The organism is Achromobacter sp. Marseille-Q0513, assembly GCF_018195695.1.
Taxonomy (GTDB): Bacteria; Pseudomonadota; Gammaproteobacteria; order Burkholderiales; family Burkholderiaceae_B; genus Achromobacter.
In genome coordinates, this window is sequence record NZ_JAGTJY010000031.1 from 28,169 (window position 1) to 44,605 (window position 16,437).

The window sequence follows — 16,437 nt, forward strand, 5'->3', positions numbered from 1 at the left end:
CCTGACCATCCGTTTCCCCCCGACTCCGCTGCCGGGCGCCTGGCGCAATGCGCGGCACCCTGTCCTGTGCGCTGAACTTTACCGTAAGGAATGCGAGGATGGGAGCCGTAGAGACCCCGAAGAAGCAAGAAGATGAATCAGCAGCCGGCCACGCGGCAGGCCCGTCCGCGCCTGTACGCACGCGCGAGCGGGTGGCGGGCGAAAAAAAACGGCGCCTTGCGGCGCCGTTTTCCCGTCGAAACGCAAGCCTTATTCGGGCTGCGCCTCGGCTTGCGGAGCGGCTTCGGCAGCGGCCTGCTGCTGCTCGATGCCACCGATGGCCTTGATGGACAGGCGCAGGCGGCCCTTGTCGTCGGCCTCGATGACCTTGACGCGGACTTGCTGGCCGACCTTCAGCACATCGTTGATGTTGGCGATGCGGTAGTTGGCGATCTCCGAGATGTGCAGCAGGCCGTCGCGGCCCGGCAGCACCTGGACGATGGCGCCGAAGTCCAGCAGGCGCAGCACGGCGCCTTCGTAGACCTGGCCCACTTCCACGTCGGCGGTCAGCTCGACGATGCGGCGCTGGGCTTCCTTGGCCTGCGCTTCGTCGACGCTGGCGATCACGATCGTGCCGTCGTCGGAGATGTCGATCTGCGTGCCGGTCTCTTCGGTCAGCGCGCGGATGGTGGCGCCGCCCTTGCCGATCACGTCGCGGATCTTCTCGGGGTTGATCTTGATGGTCAGCATGCGCGGGGCGAAAGCCGACAGCTCGCCGCGCGAACCGTCCAGCGCTTCCTTCATCTTGCCCAGGATGTGCAGACGGCCTTCGCGGGCCTGGGCCAGCGCCACCTGCATGATTTCCTTGGTGATGCCCTGGATCTTGATGTCCATCTGCAGGGCCGTGACGCCGTTCTCGGTGCCCGCGACCTTGAAGTCCATGTCGCCCAGGTGATCTTCATCGCCCAGGATGTCGGTCAGCACGGCGAACTTGCCGCCGTCCAGGATCAGGCCCATCGCCACGCCGGCGACGTGGTCCTTGACCGGCACGCCGGCGTCCATCATGGCCAGCGAGCCGCCGCAGACCGAAGCCATCGACGAGGAGCCGTTGGACTCGGTGATTTCCGAGACGATGCGGATGGTGTACTGGAAGTCTTCCGGGGCCGGCAGCAGCGGGATCAGCGAGCGCTTGGCCAGGCGGCCGTGACCGATTTCGCGGCGCTTGGGCACACCGATGCGACCCGTTTCGCCGGTGGCGAACGGAGGCATGTTGTAGTGCATCATGAAGCGGTCGCGGTACTCGCCCATGAGCGCGTCGATGATCTGCTCGTCCTGCTTGGTGCCCAGCGTGGCCACGACCAGCGCCTGGGTTTCACCGCGGGTGAACAGGGCGCTGCCGTGAGCGCGCGGCAGCACGCCCAGGCGCACGCTGATCGGGCGCACGGTGCGGGTGTCGCGGCCGTCGATGCGCGGCTCGCCGTTCAGGATCTGGCCGCGCACGATGGCGGATTCCAGCGAGAACAAGATGTTGTCGACGGTGACGGCGTCAGGCGCCGGCTCGCCCTTCTCGGCGGCGGCGGCGTTCAGCGTGGCCGACACGTTGGCGTAGACTTCGCGCAGCTGCGTCGTGCGGGCCTGCTTTTCGCGGACCTGGTAAGCGGCGTTCAGGCCGGTCTGGGCGGCGGCGGTGACGGCGGCGATCAGGGCCTCGTCCTTGGCCGGAGCCTGCCAGTCCCACTCGGGCTTGCCAGCGTCCTTGACCAGGTCATGGATGGCGTTGATGACGGCCTGCATCTGCTGGTGGCCGTAGACCACGCCGCCGAGCATGATTTCTTCGGACAGCTGGTCGGCTTCCGATTCCACCATCAGCACGGCGTTCTCGGTGCCGGCGACCACCAGGTCCAGCTTGGAGGACTTCAGCTGCGAGGCGGTCGGGTTGATGGCGTACTGGCCATCGATGTAGCCCACGCGCGCGGCGCCGATCGGGCCGTTGAACGGGATGCCCGAGATGGCCAGCGCGGCCGAGGCGCCGATCATGGCGGCGATGTCGGGGTCGATTTCAGGGTTGACCGACAGCGTGTGGATGACCACCTGGACTTCGTTGTAGAAGTCTTCGGGGAACAGCGGACGCAGGGGACGGTCGATCAGGCGGGAGGTCAGCGTTTCCTTTTCGGACGGCTTGCCTTCGCGCTTGAAGAAGCCGCCGGGGATGCGGCCGGCAGCGTAGGTTTTCTCGATGTAGTCGACGGTCAGCGGGAAGAAGGTCTGACCCGGCTTGGCCTTCTTGGAGGCCACGACGGTCGCCAGGACCACGGTGTCCTCGATCGACACCACGACGGCGCCGGAGGCCTGGCGAGCGATCTCGCCGGTTTCCAGGACGACCGTGTGCTGGCCGTACTGGAACGATTTAGTCACTTTGTTGAACATGACGGTTATTCCTTACAAATGAAAAACCGTGGCCGCCGCGACAAGAGTCGCACCGGCCACGGTTGCGTCATGGGGAGCCAGCCCCGTCGATCACTTGCGCAGACCGAGTTTTTCGATCAGAGCGCGGTACGAATCGGGATTGCGGCCCTTGAGGTAGTCGAGCAGCTTGCGGCGGCGGCTGACCATACGCAGCAGACCGCGGCGCGAGTGATGGTCCTTCATGTGTTCCTTGAAGTGACCAGTCAGTTCGTTGATACGGGCGGTGAGCAGAGCCACCTGAACTTCGGGGGAACCGGTGTCGCCTTGAGCGCGTTGGAATTGCGCAACGATATCGGCTTTCTTGATGTCAGCAACAGACATTTATGACCTCTTCGGACATGCGACAGGGCCGAGGCGCCCTGACGTGGTTGGGAAAAAAAATCGCGGACCGGATTGGCGTAATCGCTTTCTCACTGCTGCCTGCAGGGGCTGGTGGAACCTGGCTCTTGGCCTGGCCCGCCGCCGCTGCCGCCGGCGCGATTCGGCATCATGCGAAACGGATGCCTGGATAAAGCCCGACGATTATAGCTGATTCGATAGAATTGCCCTACTGGCGCCCCAGGGGCGTCCTTCCGCCTTCGAGGGGAGCAAAATATGACATTTCATTACAAAGCCGCCCGCATCGCCCTGGCGGCAGGCGCCTTGCTGGCCCTGTCGGCCTGCGCCAACCTGGCCCAGGTCGCGCCCGGCACGCCGCTGGCCGACGTGCAGGCCCGGTTCGGCCGGCCCAACTTCGAATGCCCGCAGGCCAACGGCGGCCGGCGCGTCATCTGGACCCAGCAGCCCATGGGCCAATACGCCTGGGGCGCCAACGTCGGCGCCGACGGCAAGGTGGATCGGGTGCTGCCGCTGCTGACCGACCCGCACTTCAAGGTGCTGGAGACCGGAACCTGGAGCCCCGACCGGGTGCGCTGCGAATTCGGCCCGCCGGCCCGGATCGACGAAGCGGGGCTGGGCGAGAAGCGCGAAGTGGTCTGGTCCTATCGCTACAAGGAAAACAGCGTCTGGAATTCGCTGATGTACGTGTACATGGGCCGCGACGGTTCGGGCGTGACGCATTTCCATCCCGGGCCGGATCCGATGTACGACGAGGACAGGTTCATGTGGCGCTGAATGCCTCGGCCATGAAAGATACCCCCACGCCGCGCGCACTATGCGCGCTTGCTGCCCGCCGAGGGGGCGCTTTTCATCTTGGAGCGACCCGGCAATGAAAAAACCGCCTCTCGGCGGTTTTTTTTCGCATGAACCACGACTGACATGGACAAGATCGTCACCGCGCCGCCCACGCGGGCAACGCGCTTGCGCTATGGTTCCAGCGACCAAGCAAACAACACGCCCGGCCTGGCGCATGCCCTGAGCAGGCATCCGAAAAAGAAATCCCCGGCTCAAGGCCGGGGTGAGATCAGGTCTTACATGATGGGTCGTAGGCTTTGCGCCCATTGGAAGCCATCACCAACCTTGCCGCGATTCTAGGAATCAGGCGCGACGCAGTCAACCGTAGAAACCGCAGCCGCCCCCCCAAAAAAACACTCCGGAGCCACGCCGTCATGCCGTATACCCTGCAATACCGCCCGGTCCTGATCGACACCCTGATCAGCAACGCGCGCATCGCAAGTTATCAGACGGTTTTCAGTCCCGCCAACGACATGGAACTGATGGGCGCCTATCTATGGAACGCGCACGCCTGCGGGGCGCTGTATCCGTTGATGGGCGCCGTGGAAATCACCCTGCGCAACGCGATTGATCAGACCCTGAGCGCCAGCATGGGGACATTCTGGTGGGCCGGGAATCGCTTGCGGCACCGGTCTTACGCAACCGGCGCAATCACCCCTTATGAGGTCCAGGCAGCGCACGACAGCTTCATCAAGGCGACGCGCAAGCACATAAGCGAAATGCGCAGCCGGCATCGCCTGCGCGGCCATCTCAAGCCCAGCCACGCCGGCGTGATCGGCAAGACAGAGTTCTCGACCTGGGTATTCCTGCTGGATGCCGAGTTCATGGGCCGCGGGCTGATCTGGCCCAGGCACCTGTCCACGGTATTGCGTGGCACCTGGCCGGTCCCGCAGGCGGCTGCCGTTCTCGGACAAGCTCGTGACCTGGCCAAGACGCTGCGCGACTTCCGCAACCGGCTGTTCCACCACGAGCCGGCCTGGAAGCGGTATGGCGTCCTGACAGAAGCGGATGCCGTACGCCACTTGCAGGAGAAGATCACCACGGCGGAACGCCTGCTGGCCTTGATACATCCCGAGAACCTGCGCTTGCTGCAAGTGAACGGGCTGCTGCAAAGCGCCAGGCGCGCCTGCTCAACGGAAGAAATCAGACGCTTTCAACACCGCACCCGCGTGCACCGGATTCGTACGCTGGGACAGCTGGCGACCCTGGCCGCTCGTTCCAATACCGAAAACCGGGCGTTGGAGGCCAGGATACGCCGCGGACGCCCTCAGCGCTTCGTCGTGCTGCCAAGATAGGCGGCGGCGTCGCAGGAAAGGAACGCCGCCTGCGGCAACCTCAGTTCCCCTGCCCGCGCCGTTCCTGCTGCAAGCGACGCGCGCGGTTCCAGCGCAGCGCCCAGATGATCCAGCCCGACAGGCCGTACAGCACGAACAGGCCGAACAGCACCACCGGAGGATCGCTGGAGACGAATACGAACACGGCCACCACCAGCAGGATGCCCCAGAACGGCACGCTGCGGCCCAGGGCGAAGCTCTTGCCGCTGAAGAACGGCGCGTTCGACACCATCGAGATGCCGGCGTACATGGTCACCGTGAACGCGACCCAGGCCATCACGCTGTCATGGATGGGCAGCTTGTTGTCCACGGCCAGCCAGACGAAGCCGGCCACCAGCGCGGCGGCGGCGGGGCTGGGCAGGCCCTGGAAGTAGCGCTTGTCGACCACGGCGATATTGGTGTTGAAGCGCGCCAGCCGCAGCGCGGCCCCCGCCACGTAGACGAACGCGGCCAGCCAGCCCCAGCGGCCCAGGTCGTTCAGGATCCATTCGTACATGACCAGCGCCGGCGCCACGCCGAACGAGGTCATGTCGGACAGCGAGTCGTATTGCTCGCCGAAGGCGGACTGGGTATTGGTCAGGCGCGCCACGCGACCGTCCATCCCGTCCAGCACCATGGCCACGAAAATGGCGATGGCGGCGACCTCGAAGCGGTTGTTCATGGCCTGCACCACGGCGTAGAACCCCGCGAACAGGGCCGCGGTGGTGAACGCGTTGGGCAGCAGGTAGATGCTGCGATGGCGGTTCTCGGAATCGCGCATGGAGAAATTGGGCATGGTCTGGAAAACTTGCGGCGGACAGATCGAAAGGTTAACCCATCTGGCCCCGCTTGCGGGCCGGACGGCCTTACGCGCCGGCGCGGCGTGGGGCGCGTTTCGCCCGAAAGGAAAAAGAAAAGCGGCATGCCCTCGCAGGCATGCCGCCGTGACGCTGCGTGGGGCGCCGGGCAGGCCCGGCGCCCTGGCGGGCATCAGTTCTTGGACTTGTCCACCAGCTTGTTGGCGGCGATCCAGGGCATCATGGCGCGCAGCTTGCCACCCACCTGCTCGATCTGCGATTCCGCGTTGATGCGGCGGCGCGAGGTCAGCGTCGGGGCGCCGGCGGCGTTTTCCAGGATGAAGCGCTTGGCGTACTCGCCGTTCTGGATGTCCGTCAGGCACTGGCGCATGGCGGCGCGGGTGTCGTCCGTGACGATCTTCGGACCGGTCTCGTATTCGCCGAATTCGGCGTTGTTCGAGATCGAGTAGTTCATGTTGGCGATGCCGCCTTCATAGATCAGGTCGACGATCAGCTTCAGCTCGTGCAGGCACTCGAAGTAGGCCATTTCGGGCGCGTAGCCGGCGTCCACCAGCGTGTCGAAGCCGGCCTTGATCAGTTCGACGGTACCGCCGCACAGCACGGCCTGTTCGCCGAACAGGTCGGTTTCGGTTTCTTCGCGGAAGTTGGTCTCGATGATGCCGGCACGGCCGCCGCCGTTGGCGCTGGCGTAGGACAGGGCCACGTCGCGCGCGGCGCCGGACTTGTCCTGGTACACAGCCACCAGGTGCGGCACGCCGCCGCCCTGCTTGTAGGTGTTGCGCACGGTGTGGCCCGGGGCCTTCGGCGCGATCATGATGACGTCGATGTCTTCACGCGGCACGACCTGGCCGTAGTGCACGTTGAAGCCGTGGGCGAAGGCCAGCGCGGCGCCGGCCTTGATGTTGGCGTGCACTTCCTTGTTGTAGACCGAGGCGATGTTCTCGTCGGGCAGCAGCATCATGACGATGTCGGCGGACTTGACGGCGTCGGCGACTTCCTTGACGTCCAGGCCGGCGCTGGCGGCCTTGTTCCACGAGGCGCCGCCCTTGCGCAGGCCGACGACGACCTTCACGCCCGAGTCATGCAGGTTCTGCGCGTGCGCGTGGCCTTGCGAGCCATAGCCGATGATGGCGACGGTCTTGCCCTTGACGAGGGAGAGATCGCAGTCTTTGTCGTAGAAAACTTTCATGTTGTGCTCCAGATTCCAGTATGTGGATATTCGATTGATTCAGTTGCAGGGTGCGGCCGGGAAATCCCGGCCTCAGATCTTCAAGATCCGTTCGCCGCGGCCGATGCCGGACACGCCGGTGCGCACGGTTTCCAGGATGGCGCTGCGGTCCAGGGCCTCGAGGAAGGCCTGCACCTTTTCCTGCACCCCGGTGAGTTCGATGGTGTAGGACTTGTCGGTCACGTCGATGATGCGGCCGCGGAAGATGTCGGCCATGCGCTTCATTTCCTCGCGTTCCTTGCCCACCGCGCGCACCTTGACCAGCATCAGCTCACGCTCGATGTGCGAGCCTTCGGTCAGGTCGACCACCTTCACCACGTCCACCAGGCGGTTCAGGTGCTTGGTGATCTGCTCGATGATTTCATCCGAGCCGGTGGTGACGATGGTCATGCGCGACAGCGTGGCGTCCTCGGTCGGCGCGACGGTCAGCGTCTCGATGTTGTAGCCCCGCGCGGAGAACAGCCCCACCACGCGCGACAGCGCGCCGGGTTCGTTCTCGAGGAGGACGGAAATCACATGCTTCATGGTGGCCTCCTTACAGGTCTTCAGAGCCGAGCAGCATTTCGGTCAACCCGCGGCCGGCCTTCACCATGGGCCACACGTTCTCGGTGCGGTCGGTGATGAAGTCCAGGAAGACCAGGCGGTCCTTGTGCTTCTTGAACGCTTCGCGCAGCGCCGGCTCGACGTCGGCCGGGCGCTCGATGCGCAGGCCCACGTGGCCGTAGGCCTCGGCCACCTTGACGAAGTCGGGCAGCGAATCCATGTACGACTCGGAGTAGCGCGAGCCGTAGTCGATCTGCTGCCACTGCCGGACCATGCCCAGGAAGCGGTTGTTCAGGCAGACGATCTTGGGCGTCAGGCGGTACTGCGCGCAGGTCGACAGTTCCTGGATGTTCATCTGGATCGAGGCTTCGCCGGTGATGACGGCGATCTCCTGGCCCGGATTGGCCATCTGCACGCCCATGGCGTACGGCAGGCCGACGCCCATGGTGCCCAGGCCGCCGGAGTTGATCCAGCGGCGCGGCTTGTCGAACTTGTAGTACTGCGCGGCCCACATCTGGTGCTGGCCCACGTCGGAGGTGACGAAGGCGTCGCCGCCGGTCACTTCCCAGAGCTTTTCCACCACGTACTGCGGCTTGATGACTTCGTCCGAGCCCGCGTACTTCAGGCATTCCTTGCCGCGCCAGGTCTCGACCTGCTCCCACCACTTCGTGATGGAGGCCGGCTTGTGCTCGGCGGCGGCCGCCTCGTACTGGGCGCTCAGGTCGGCCAGCACGTCCTTGACGTTGCCGACGATGGGCACGTCCACGCGCACGCGCTTGGAGATCGACGAGGGATCGATGTCGATATGGATGATCTTGCGGGCGTTCTGGGCGAAGTGCTTGGGATTGCCGATCACGCGGTCGTCGAAGCGCGCGCCGATGGCCAGCAGCACGTCGCAGTGCTGCATCGCCATGTTGGCTTCATACGTGCCGTGCATGCCGGGCATGCCCACGAACTGGCCGCTGCTGGCGGGATAGCCGCCCAGGCCCATCAGCGTGCTGGTGCAGGGCGCGCCCAGCTGCGTCACGAGCTTTGTCAGCTCGGGCGCGGCATTGGACAGGATCACGCCGCCGCCGGTGTAGATCATCGGGCGTTCGGCGGCCAGCAGCATCTGCACGGCCTTCTTGATCTGCCCCTGGTGCCCCTTGTTGACGGGCGCGTAGGAGCGCATCGTGATCTCGCCCTTGGGCGGCGCGTACTTGCACTGCGCGACGGTGACGTCCTTGGGGATGTCGACCAGCACCGGGCCGGGACGGCCGGTGCGCGCGATGTAGAACGCGCGGCGCATGGTCTCGGCCAGGTCCTTGACGTCGCGCACCAGGAAGTTGTGCTTGACGCAGGGACGCGTGATGCCGACGGTGTCGCATTCCTGGAAGGCGTCCTCGCCGATCGCCGCCGTGGGAACCTGACCGCTGATGATGACCATCGGGATCGAGTCCATGTAGGCAGTGGCGATGCCGGTGACCGCGTTGGTCACGCCGGGGCCGCTGGTCACGATGCAGACGCCGACCTTCTGCGACGAGCGCGAATACGCGTCGGCGGCATGCACGGCGGCCTGCTCATGGCGGACCAGGATATGCTGGAATTTGTCTTGCTTGAAAATCGCGTCGTAGATGTAAAGCACCGCGCCGCCGGGGTAGCCGAAAACGTGTTCCACGCCTTCTTCGGCCAGGCAGCGCACGACGATATCGGCGCCATTCAGTTCCATGTTGTCATTCCTTTCAAAACCGGCCCTGCTAACCCTGACTGCTGCCCGCCCGGATACGGCGGCAACTGAACCCATACCGGCTGCGACAACATGATCCGGCGCTTTGCGGCTCACGGAGCCACGCCACCCGGACACCTTGCCGACCCGGCATACGTTCGACAGAACGCAGTGCGAACGCCCCTTGGGGACGCTGGAGGTCGAAATGGAAGCCTTGGCAACACACGCTTGTGGCGCGGCCAACGGCAGGTGTAACTGCTGCGGAAGATCCTGGAAGGTGGTCCAGAAAATTCGCCTCAACGCGCCGGCTTCGGATAGGCAGGCCAGCGCAAGGCAACGACTCTACCGCATTGCGTCATCCGTAGCAAATCATGCGTGGCGCGGTGTTGCGCCCAGGTATCGCGGAAGATCCGGCCCCGGATTTTGCGGCGCGGGCGGGCCGCTGCCGCAGGTCCACATGCTGGTCCTTTGAGGTCCATATTGTGGTCCCGCATCATTTCGGAATCCGGCTCGGACCTGTCCTGCCTCGCCCCCCGAACCCGGACCAGGACCCGCGTCCGAACCGACGCCAAAGCGCCGCCCGAGCGCCGCCAAAGCGCCCCCGTGGCAACAATCTGGCGCAGTAATCCGGCCCCGAAAAGCCCGCCGCTCTCTATACTTGTCGCATCAATCAGCCCGCACGCCGCTCGCCCATGGATTTGCGCATTGCCAGCATTCGCCGCTTCCTCTACAGCCACTACTTTTTCGGAGGGGTGCGCCAGGCGATAGGCATGCTGCTGCCCGTGCTGGTGGTGGGCGGACTGTTCGGCCACTACGCCACGGGCCTGGTCGCCACCTTCGGCGCGCAGTGCCTGGCCATCATCGACCAGCCCGGCGGCCCGCAGCGCCACCGCACCAACGAAATGCTGGGCGGCGCGCTACTGGGCACGCTGACCGTGATCATCACCGGCCTGGCATCCACGCATCCGGTCCTGATCTGGCTGGCGGTCATCGCCCAGTGCTTCGTCTTTTCCATGTTCACGGTCTTCGGCAAGCGCGGCGGCCTGATCGGCTTCGCCGCCCTGCTGCTCATGACGCTGACCATGCATTCGCCGCTGGAGCCCGACCAGGTCCTGGCCCATGCCGCCGCGACGCTGGGCGGCGCGCTGTTCTACGTGGCGTTCAGCCTGGGCTTCTCGCGCCTGTTCTGGCTGCGCGAGGAGCAGCAGGCCATGTCGGTGGCGCTGTTCGCCACCGCCGACTACGTGGCCGCGCGCGCGGCCTTCTATGACGCGACCGCCGACCTGGACGACGCCTACCGCGCGCTGATCCAGAGCCAGTCCGTCATGACGGAAAAGCACCAGGCGGCGCGCGACATGGTGCTGCGCGCCCTGCCGCGCGGCAAGGGCCTGGGCGACCGCCAGCGCGTGATGATCTGGAACATGTTCGTGGACATGCTGCAGCTGCTGGACACGCTGGTGGCCACGCACACCGACTACGCCGCGCTGCGGCGCGCGCTGGCCGGCAACGACAGCCTGATCTTCATGCGCGACGCGCTGGTGAAGATGTCGCTGGAACTGAACCGCATCGCGCTGGACGTGTCGCGCGGGCGCAAGGTGCAGTACCGCAGCAGCGCCAAGGCCGAGCTGCGCGCCATCGAGTACGAAATCGAGCAACTCAAGCAACAGGGCTTCGGCGAACGCGAGCCCGAAATGCTGGCGCTGATCATCCAGGTGCTGCGCCGCCTGCGCAATTCCACCCGCATCGTCGACCGGCTGGCCGACCACACCGCCGCCTCGCCCGATGCCAAGCCCACCGACGTGCTGCGCATCAGCAAGTCGCTCACGCGCTTCATCTCGCGCCAGGAATTCCGCTTCGGCCTTCTGACCAGCAACCTGCGCCTGGATTCGCCGCACTTCCGCTACGCGCTGCGCGTGACGGCGGCGGCGGCGCTGGCGATGACGCTGGCCAGCCGCTGGCTGTCGCCGGCCTTCTCGGCGCACAACTACTGGATCATGCTGACCATCGTGATCATCATGAAGCCCGGCTTCGCGCTGACCCGACAGCGCAATGGCTGGCGCCTGACCGGCACCGTCATCGGCTGCGTCTGCGCCCTGCTGCTGTTCGACCTGACCGACAGCCCCGAGATCCTGTTCGCCGTGCTGCTGGCCGCCTGCATCATGGGCAACAGCCTGGTACAGCTGAACTACATGGCCAGCGCCATCTTCAACACGCTGTTCGTGGTGCTGGTGTTCCACTTCGTCTCGCCCGGCACGGTGTCCATGTCGGTGATCGGCGAACGCGCCATCGACACGCTGATCGGCTGCGCGCTGGCGCTGGTGTGCAGCTACATCCTGCCCTGGTGGGAGGCCCGCTACCTCAAGCCGCTGGCGGCGGCGGCCACGCGCGCCAACCGCGAGTACCTGCTGGCGGGCATGCGATACGCCGACGCGATGCAGGCGCCGGCCGATCCCGCGCCAGACGCGGCCAGGGACGGCCAGGCCCCGGCCATCGCCGACGCCGACCTCGCCTGGCGGCTGGCGCGCAAGAACGTGCACATCGCCTTCAGCAATTTCGCCGAGGCGTTCTACCGCATGATGAGCGAACCCAAGTCGCATCAGGTCAACGTGCCCGAGCTGAACAACCTGCTGATCCAGAACCATGTGCTGGCCTCGCAGATCACCGCCACCATTCCGATCCTGGCGGCGCTGCCGCAGACGCCCGCGCCGGTGCGCGAGGCGCTGGACGGCATGACCCGGTTGCTGGACGAAAGCCGGATGCAGGGGCCCGCGCCGGTCCTGCCGACCCAGTTCGACACCGACGGCGAGCAGGCGGCGCTCGTCTACCCGCTCAAGCAGATGATCAAGGCCACCCACATGATCCGCCAGGAACTGCTGGCGCTGGACGAGCCGGCGCACGCGCCGATATCGCGACGCCACAAGAAAATGGCCGCCCTGAGGGCGGCCATTTTCATTGCAGCAAGCCAGAAGCTCAGAGCTTGCGCCGGAACACCAGCTTGTCGCCAGACGAGGCCGACGCGTCGTAGGCATAGCCTTCAAGATCGAAGCCCTGCAGCCCGTCGGGCTTGGCGACCTTGTGCTGGATGGCATAGCGCGCCATCAGGCCGCGCGCCCGCTTGGCGTGGAAGCTGATGATCTTCCAGGCGCCATTCTTCCAGTCCTGGAACACGCACTGCACCACCCGCGCCTTGAGCGCCTTCAGGTCCACGGACTTGAAGTACTCCTCGGACGCCAGGTTGACGATGACGGGCGACTTCTGGCCTTCCTGGCGTTCGTTCAGGTACTGCGCGATCGAACTGCCCCAGTAGTCGTACAGCGTCTTGCCCTTGGGCGTTTCCAGGCGCGTGCCCATTTCCAGGCGGTAGGGCTGCATCAGATCCAGCGGACGCAGCACGCCGTACAGGCCACTGAGGATGGCCACGTGTTCCTGCGCCCAGTCCAGCTGCTTGGCCGACAGCGAGGACGCGTCCAGCCCTTCGTACACATCGCCATTGAAGGCCAGCACCGCCTGGCGCGAGTTGGCCTGGGTGAAGCTGCGCTTCCAGCTGGCGTAGCGCTGCACGTTGAGCTCGGACAATGCCGCGCTCAGGCTCATCAGCGCGGAGATGTCGTCGGCCGACTTGGTCTTGAGCACCTTGATCAGGCCGGCGGCCTGGTCGACGAACAGGGGCTGGGTATGCGTCTCGACGTGCAGCGGCGAGTCGTAGTCCAGTTTCTTGGCGGGGGAAAGCAAAAACAGCATGAGAGGGGTTCCTACCTGATGTCAGCGCGCGGTCCAGCCGCCGTCGACGGAAATGGTGGTGCCGGTGATCTGCGCGGCGGCGTCGGAAGCCAGGAAGACAGCGGTGCCTCCCAGCTGTTCCGGCGTGACGAATTGCAGCGAGGGCTGCTTTTCGCTGAGCAGCTCGCGGGCGGCGGCTTCCTGGTCCACACCGTTCTTCTCGGCCAGCGCGGTGATCTGCTTCTCGACCAGCGGGGTGCGTACCCAGCCCGGGCAGATGGCGTTGGCCGTGATGCCCTGGCCGGCGGTTTCCAGCGCGGTGACCTTGGTGAAGCCGACCACGCCGTGCTTGGCGGCGACATAGGCGGACTTGTAGGCCGAGGCCACCAGCCCGTGGGCCGAGGCGATGTTGATGATGCGGCCGAAGCCCTGCTTCTTCATGTGCGGCAGCGCGGCGGCGGTGCCGTGGAACACGGCCGACAGGTTCAGCGCGATGATGGCGTCCCACTTCTCGACCGGGAAGTCCTCGATCGGCGCGGTGTGCTGGATGCCGGCGTTGTTGACCAGGATGTCGATGCGGCCGAGCTGGCGCACGGCGTTGTCGACCAGGCCGCGCACGGCCTCGCCCTTGGACAGGTCGGCGCCGTCGTACACGACGCGCACGCCATGCTGGCTGGCCAGCCCGGCGCGGATCTTCTCGATCTCGGCGGCGTCGCCGAAACCGTTCAGGACGATATCGGCGCCCTGCTGGGCGAGCGCGCTGGCGATGCCGAGGCCGATGCCGCTGGTGGAACCGGTGACGACTGCGACTTTTCCTTTGAGCATGGGAATTCTCCTGTGATCTGGCGCGAGAGGCGGACGGTGAAGCGAGGCGTCAAGTGTAGCGCCAGGCCGCCCCCGCGATCCGGCCGCCGCGGATGCCGCTTGCGTTGACAGGATATCCATCACTCGTTAACTTTTCCACGCAGCCTGTCATTCCGTTTGCGTAGGTAGGAACCGAGACCGCATCCGCCGCCGCCTCGGCGGCTTGCCCCTTTCAACGACGGGCAGGTGCGGCCATGCCTGAAGCTGGACCCGATCAAGGATGCCCCCGAGCCATGAGAGATATCATTCTCAATGCCCTGCTGCTTGGATTGTTGGTGGCATTGGCCTATGCAGGCTACGACCTGTACCGGATATGGCGGCACAAGAAGACGCACCCTGGCGTCCCGTACGTGCACAACATGAAGGCCTATAAGGCCCTGAACATCTACCTGATCATTTGCGGCGTCACCGCTCTGTACTTCAGGCTCAGCTGAGCCGCCAGCCCGCGTGACCGGGCAGGCGGCCTTGGCGGCAAGTCATGGCACTGGCGCCGTGAGGGCCGTTTGCCCCCACTTGCCCCCAAGGAATCGCAAGGGGCTACACAAACCAAAAAATCTATGTATAATTGCGGGCTTCGCTGCTCCGACAACGTAGATCCTTCCGACCAGGGATCTAATCGCGGAAAGCCTGGGGTTTCAAACCCCCTTATCAAACCCGAAGCTTGGGTAGGAAAAGGGAAAAGCAAAAACCAGGACAACCGCCGTTACGGAACCCAGCCACGGAGAGGTGGCAGAGTGGTCGAATGTACCTGACTCGAAATCAGGCGTACGGTATCCCCGTACCGTGGGTTCGAATCCCACCCTCTCCGCCAGTATTTCAAGCACTTACGTGCTTTGCAGAGGCCCCGAAAGGGGCCTTTTGCTTTTCTGATGGTGGGGGGAATATCGCCCCGCCTCTGCCGATCAGCTCATTGCCACAGCGTTACAAAATAGTCCTTGCGACAGTGCAAATTCTGCACTATATTTGAGTCATGGCAGCACACGCAGCCAGCGGCGCCTCCCGCGATGAGGGGCAAGGACAGAAAATGACGACCACGCAAATCCGCAGCGCTCTAATCGCCAAGTTCGGTGCCCGCAAGTACCGCATCGTCTCCAACGGAGATATCCATGTCTACGGCACCATGCCGAACACCAACATCGAAGGCTGGTTCCTGTTCGGCCATCTGACTGACCACGACCTTTCCGACCGTCTCGCTTAACCGAGGACAGCCCGCTCCGGCGGGCCTTTCTGCCGAACAGGCAGCATCCCTTTTTGGAGTCGATCATGGAAAACATCACCATCAGCCGCGCCCTGCAAGATGCTCACACAGTTGAACGAGTCGTGGAACTCATCAATGCAGGAACGTGCGAAGGCGTGGATGTTCCGGGGGGGCATGAATTCACCCCCGAAATGCTGGCCGGACAATATGCATACTTCGCCGCTGAGGAACACGCAGGCGACCGCGACAATATCATTGGGCAATTGGAATTCATCGCTTCGGTTGGCGCGAATTTCGACGAGAACTCAGCAGCCGACTACGCGATGAGGCTGTACAAGGCTAGCAATGAGCAATAGGGCACGCCTTTTGGTGACGCCGGGCGGCGCCTGGCGTCTCTATCAGCACGCAGCACTCCCCGGCTGGGACATGCTTGGGACAGTGCAGCGAGGGGACGAAATAGGCGCTCTGGCGCGCAACAGGCAGACGGGCGTACTCGTCATGATGCGCGCTGGCGCAGCGTCCGTGCTTGATCAGCGCAAGGTCCAGGCGGCGCTTGAGGCTGCCAAGCATGCAAGCGCCTGAACTGATCGGCGGTCCCTACGTCGCGCCCCGGTGCCGCCCCGGCGACTGGATCGACGACGAAATTGACGGGCGGCTTGAGGTCGGCGGCTGGACCGACGCGCCGATTCCCTGGCCTCGCCGAAAAAAAACCGGCCGCGCGGCCCTGATCTTGACCGGGGAGCTGGCGCGCGCGGTGCGAACGGAAAGCGTCGCGGCCATTCGGCATCATTGGGGCGTCGGAGCGACAAAAGTATGGATGTGGCGGCGAGCCTTGGGCGTCGGCCAGACCACGCCGGGAACGCGCAAGCTCAAGCAAGAGCGCACCGGCGTCCCGCCCGAAGCTGCTGCGCGAGGCCGGGAACGCGCGGCATCTGCCGAAAGCCGCGCGAAGATTGCTGAGAAAAAGCGCGGCAAGCCTATGCACCCCACAACTGCGGCCGCGCTGTTCGCCGCTGCGAAAGCGCCCAAGCCGGCTGGCTGGGGGGAGCGGGCGAACGAATGGATGCAGCGAGCAAAACGCAATGACAGCAAATGATCTACGAGAGTGGCAAGCGCGCCATGGCTATACATACGACACCGCTGCCGTCGCCCTGGGCGTCAGTCGGCGGACATATGCGGGATACCTTGCGAGGGGCGAAGAGCTGCCGCGGCTGCTTGAGCTGGCGTGCAAGGCGCTTGATCTGATGTCGCTGCGTGACGACCTCGACAGCCAATCAAAAAACGGGGCCAAATTGCGCTAGGACTTGCCCGAAATATACTGTTTATTCATACAGTGTATTTGCCATGCCCTTCCGCCCTGCCCTGACCGCCGACCAGCTGCGCGAGATCCGCGAACGCCAGCCCTGGAACCCAGACGTCTTGACGCTACT

At 64.8% G+C, this 16,437-nt stretch carries 15 protein-coding genes, 1 tRNA gene and 1 pseudogene; 9 read left to right on the plus strand and 8 right to left on the minus strand.

The window, feature by feature from the left end; translation table 11 throughout:
- Positions 1-249: 249 nt before the first annotated feature.
- Together pnp and rpsO are read right to left on the minus strand one after the other, a co-directional pair.
- The gene (gene pnp, locus KDH83_RS09415; protein WP_212314754.1) at positions 250-2,406 is read right to left on the minus strand and encodes a polyribonucleotide nucleotidyltransferase; all 2,157 of its coding nucleotides are present in this window, start codon (positions 2,404-2,406) and stop codon (positions 250-252) included.
- A 90-nt stretch (positions 2,407-2,496) separates the two neighbouring features.
- Positions 2,497-2,766: a 30S ribosomal protein S15 gene (rpsO, locus tag KDH83_RS09420; RefSeq protein ID WP_012248532.1), complete on the minus strand. Its 270-nt coding sequence runs from the start codon at positions 2,764-2,766 to the stop codon at positions 2,497-2,499.
- A gap of 273 nt (positions 2,767-3,039) precedes the next feature.
- Here rpsO and KDH83_RS09425 point away from each other — a divergent pair, with 273 nt between their 5' ends.
- The gene (locus KDH83_RS09425) at positions 3,040-3,558 is read left to right on the plus strand and encodes a hypothetical protein (RefSeq protein ID WP_212314755.1); all 519 of its coding nucleotides are present in this window, start codon (positions 3,040-3,042) and stop codon (positions 3,556-3,558) included.
- Positions 3,559-3,992: 434 nt separating this feature from the next.
- A complete protein-coding gene (locus KDH83_RS09430; RefSeq protein ID WP_212314757.1) occupies positions 3,993-4,913 on the plus strand; it encodes a CAAX protease in 921 nt (306 codons plus the stop codon).
- A 40-nt stretch (positions 4,914-4,953) separates the two neighbouring features.
- On the opposite strand, the gene pssA is transcribed toward KDH83_RS09430, so the two are convergent.
- The 4 genes from pssA to KDH83_RS09450 form a co-directional block, all read right to left on the minus strand.
- Positions 4,954-5,727: a CDP-diacylglycerol--serine O-phosphatidyltransferase gene (pssA, locus tag KDH83_RS09435; RefSeq protein WP_212314759.1), complete on the minus strand. Its 774-nt coding sequence runs from the start codon at positions 5,725-5,727 to the stop codon at positions 4,954-4,956.
- Between the two features lie 194 nt (positions 5,728-5,921).
- Positions 5,922-6,938 (minus strand): ketol-acid reductoisomerase, encoded by a 1,017-nt coding sequence (gene ilvC, locus KDH83_RS09440; protein ID WP_212314761.1) that lies wholly within the window; start codon positions 6,936-6,938, stop codon positions 5,922-5,924.
- 72 nt (positions 6,939-7,010) lie between these two features.
- Positions 7,011-7,502, minus strand: coding sequence for an acetolactate synthase small subunit (gene ilvN, locus KDH83_RS09445; RefSeq protein ID WP_103272923.1), 492 nt, complete (start codon positions 7,500-7,502; stop codon positions 7,011-7,013).
- 10 nt (positions 7,503-7,512) lie between these two features.
- Positions 7,513-9,303 carry an acetolactate synthase 3 catalytic subunit gene (locus KDH83_RS09450; protein WP_283093812.1) on the minus strand — a complete coding sequence of 597 codons (1,791 nt, stop codon included), beginning with the start codon at positions 9,301-9,303 and terminating at the stop codon, positions 7,513-7,515.
- Positions 9,304-9,917: 614 nt separating this feature from the next.
- On the opposite strand from KDH83_RS09450, the pseudogene KDH83_RS09455 reads away from it, so the two are divergent.
- Positions 9,918-12,098, plus strand: a pseudogene (locus KDH83_RS09455) (FUSC family membrane protein); the annotation flags it as partial.
- Positions 12,099-12,195: 97 nt separating this feature from the next.
- On the opposite strand, the gene yaaA reads toward KDH83_RS09455, so the two are convergent.
- Together yaaA and KDH83_RS09465 are read right to left on the minus strand one after the other, a co-directional pair.
- Positions 12,196-12,966 carry a peroxide stress protein YaaA gene (gene yaaA / locus KDH83_RS09460; protein ID WP_212314765.1) on the minus strand — a complete coding sequence of 257 codons (771 nt, stop codon included), beginning with the start codon at positions 12,964-12,966 and terminating at the stop codon, positions 12,196-12,198.
- A 21-nt stretch (positions 12,967-12,987) separates the two neighbouring features.
- Positions 12,988-13,770: a 3-hydroxybutyrate dehydrogenase gene (locus KDH83_RS09465; RefSeq protein WP_103272919.1), complete on the minus strand. Its 783-nt coding sequence runs from the start codon at positions 13,768-13,770 to the stop codon at positions 12,988-12,990.
- 272 nt (positions 13,771-14,042) lie between these two features.
- Here KDH83_RS09465 and KDH83_RS09470 point away from each other — a divergent pair, with 272 nt between their 5' ends.
- The 6 genes from KDH83_RS09470 to KDH83_RS09495 all read left to right on the plus strand — a co-directional run bounded on the left by KDH83_RS09470 (position 14,043) and on the right by KDH83_RS09495 (position 16,308).
- Entirely contained in the window at positions 14,043-14,243 is a 201-nt protein-coding gene (locus tag KDH83_RS09470; RefSeq protein ID WP_212314767.1) for a hypothetical protein, read from the plus strand.
- Between the two features lie 286 nt (positions 14,244-14,529).
- Positions 14,530-14,620: transfer RNA gene (locus KDH83_RS09475), tRNA-Ser, on the plus strand.
- A 213-nt stretch (positions 14,621-14,833) separates the two neighbouring features.
- Positions 14,834-15,007, plus strand: a complete 174-nt coding sequence (locus KDH83_RS09480; RefSeq protein ID WP_212314769.1) for a hypothetical protein — start codon at positions 14,834-14,836, stop codon at positions 15,005-15,007.
- A gap of 65 nt (positions 15,008-15,072) precedes the next feature.
- On the plus strand, positions 15,073-15,363 hold the full coding sequence (locus KDH83_RS09485; RefSeq protein WP_212314771.1) for a hypothetical protein: 291 nt from the start codon (positions 15,073-15,075) through the stop codon (positions 15,361-15,363).
- 212 nt (positions 15,364-15,575) lie between these two features.
- Entirely contained in the window at positions 15,576-16,103 is a 528-nt protein-coding gene (locus KDH83_RS09490) for a hypothetical protein (protein WP_212314773.1), read from the plus strand.
- On the plus strand, positions 16,090-16,308 hold the full coding sequence (locus tag KDH83_RS09495) for a hypothetical protein (protein WP_212314775.1): 219 nt from the start codon (positions 16,090-16,092) through the stop codon (positions 16,306-16,308). The genes KDH83_RS09490 and KDH83_RS09495 overlap by 14 nt, the downstream gene beginning before the upstream one ends.
- The last annotated feature ends 129 nt before the right edge of the window (positions 16,309-16,437 follow it).